This is a genomic window from Algibacter lectus, from assembly GCF_900112395.1.
In the GTDB taxonomy this organism is placed as follows: Bacteria; Bacteroidota; Bacteroidia; order Flavobacteriales; family Flavobacteriaceae; genus Algibacter; species Algibacter lectus.
The window spans coordinates 1-2367 of the sequence record NZ_FOLN01000024.1; the positions used below are offsets into that span (position 1 = coordinate 1).

The 2367-nt window shown below is 30.4% G+C and carries 3 protein-coding genes; all 3 read left to right on the forward strand.

From position 1 onward, the window contains the following. The first annotated feature begins 650 nt into the window (after positions 1–650). The 3 genes from BM246_RS19635 to BM246_RS19645 all read left to right on the forward strand — a co-directional run bounded on the left by BM246_RS19635 (position 651) and on the right by BM246_RS19645 (position 2205). Positions 651–842: a hypothetical protein gene (locus BM246_RS19635; RefSeq protein ID WP_074940698.1), complete on the forward strand. Its 192-nt coding sequence runs from the start codon at positions 651–653 to the stop codon at positions 840–842. Continuing rightward, positions 835–1692: an LPO_1073/Vpar_1526 family protein gene (locus BM246_RS19640; protein ID WP_074940701.1), complete on the forward strand. Its 858-nt coding sequence runs from the start codon at positions 835–837 to the stop codon at positions 1690–1692. The genes BM246_RS19635 and BM246_RS19640 overlap by 8 nt, the downstream gene beginning before the upstream one ends. Positions 1693–1845: 153 nt before the next feature. Next, the gene (locus BM246_RS19645; protein WP_074940704.1) at positions 1846–2205 is read left to right on the forward strand and encodes a hypothetical protein; all 360 of its coding nucleotides are present in this window, start codon (positions 1846–1848) and stop codon (positions 2203–2205) included. The last annotated feature ends 162 nt before the right edge of the window (positions 2206–2367 follow it).

Sequence of the window (2367 nt, forward strand, 5' to 3'; positions counted from 1 at the left end):
GTATAAATTAACCTTATTCCTCTCTTTTGTGCTTTCTATTTTATATGTTTAAATTAGTCTTTTTTATTTAAATGCTAACTTAAGCCGTATAAAAAAAATTGCTAGTTTTAGCTAAACCAATGTTAGTTGCTCGTTTGCTAGCTTCTGATTTTCCTTCGGAAAATCCTCGCACACAAACACGCAACTTTCCTTATACATAAACGTTGCCATTCATGGCTCACTCGGCTCTAAAAAATATATAAACGAGACTCAAAGTGGTTTAAAAATATATTCCTAAAAACCTTACTCAACCGACTTCTGACAATTCAAAGCGTAACTGTAGAGAGCGACTGACTTTACTAATGCGCAAAACATCTGACTTTTGAAAAAGAAAACGTGATTTTTAAATGTGATTGACTTTACTCCTACTCTAAAAACTCAAAGTTTTCTATTTTTAATCGCATATCTTTCGTAAAATAAGTCCGACAAAAAAACACCACGCATGGCAACATTGTATAAAAATAATGCTTAGTTTAGTACCTAATCAAGAGTAAATGCCTGTTTGCTTGCTTATGATTTTCCTTCGGAAAATCCACGCACACAAACTACGCACTATCCTTATACCTAACCGTTAGCGGCAATATAAAAAACACTCAAGAACAAATTGAAATATGGAACAGATTTTAAATTTTTTTTCAACTAATTATGAATGGATATTTTCAGGAATAGGCGTTTTTATAATTTCCTTTTTTTTAATTAAAAAATCAAAAGCACAAAAACAGAAAGTCGGTGATAATTCAACTGGAATTCAAGCTGGGAGAGATGTGAAAATAAAAAAATTCAAAAACAAAAAAGATGTTTGAAAAACAAAAGCAAGAAACAGGAGACGGAGGGACTTCGTTGCAAGCTGGTAAGGATATAACAATAGTAAAAAATGTCGGATTACAGTTCTCTGAGGTAAAAGAAATATTTCATTTATTATTAAACGAAAACTTTCCAAAACTGAGAGAAATTGCTTCTCAAACCGCAACTCAAAACATCGAAAAATACCTCGAGAAATTTGAAACAAAATTTGCACAGAATTTTAACCGAATTGATGTTGAAAAAATTACCGACCCTGATGTCCAATTTAGCTTTAATGAAGTAGTTGAGGCAAATGCAAGAAAAGGAGACAATGTTGACGCTGATGTATTATCTGAACTCCTAATTGAGCGAATAAGTAAAAAATCAAATAATTTCATTTCAATAGTATCAAGTGAGGCAATTAAAATAGTTCCAAAACTTACTGCGGAACACATTAGCTTTCTTTCATTAGTGCATTATCTTTCATCAATCACACATACAGGATTAACAGATTTAAGACAACTTGAACAACCAGCTTCATTAATAATAAGTTTAACAAGTAATAGCTTTGATTTAAGTCTTTCTAATAAACAGTATTTACAATTTACAGGAGCCTTAACATCTCTTAATATTGTCAGCAATGATTTTAGAGATATAACAAAAAGACGATATGAGTTTCTTAAAGATATACCGAATGACGAACTTGAAAAATTAATTGAACAAAATGCACCTTCTTATAAAAAATTAATGGACGTTTATAAAACAAACGAAATATTTCAAATTACATTGACGACTGTTGGACAAATGATTGCCCTAGCAAATTTAAAAAGAGTCTTAGGTAATCTTGATTATGGAATTTGGATAAAATAAAGCCGCTAACACCGTGTATAATTAATGGCTAGTTCGAGCTTGCTTACGAAAATCCTCGCGGATTTTCTATTCGGTTTGTATTTGCTAAATTAGTGGCTTAAACACGCCACTAATCATACACATAAACGTTAGCAACAACCTAAGAGCAACCTTATGAATAACCGAGAAATCCCTGGTAAAATAATTATTGAGAATAGTGAAGTCAAATACATTAGTGATGATGGAAACGATAATTTTGTAAATAATAAAAATGGTTTATTTGACTTAATAACTTCACAATTTGAAATCGCTAAATATGGTGGAATTATCTCTGAAAACTGTAAACTAACACTACCAAACGGAGAATTATTTCATTCATTATCCTACAGAGGAGATATTGAAGGTTGGCGTGAAGAAATTGATTTAGGAGCAGAAAAACTTAAACTAATAACAGGAAAAGTGATTAATGACAAAATTGAATTATCTGATGGAAGAAATTTTAAATTATCAGACTGTAAAATTGAATTTTATTAAAAAAAACTGATTGAAAAACGAGATGAATATGTTTTGTTTAAATAAATAATCTGAATAAAGGCAGTTGCTAACAATGGTAACCGTTGCACAACCCCTTAAAAAAGTATAAAAACAGCTTAAAATCTTTGTTTTTAAGCTGTTTTTATTTTTGATACTCCATAT

Excerpts from the sequence above, each read along its gene's own strand:
- BM246_RS19635 (WP_074940698.1), top strand. The coding sequence starts at position 651 with ATGGAACAGATTTTAAATTTTTTTTCAACTAATTATGAATGGATATTT.
- BM246_RS19640 (WP_074940701.1), top strand. The coding sequence starts at position 835 with ATGTTTGAAAAACAAAAGCAAGAAACAGGAGACGGAGGGACTTCGTTG.
- BM246_RS19645 (WP_074940704.1), top strand. The coding sequence starts at position 1,846 with ATGAATAACCGAGAAATCCCTGGTAAAATAATTATTGAGAATAGTGAA.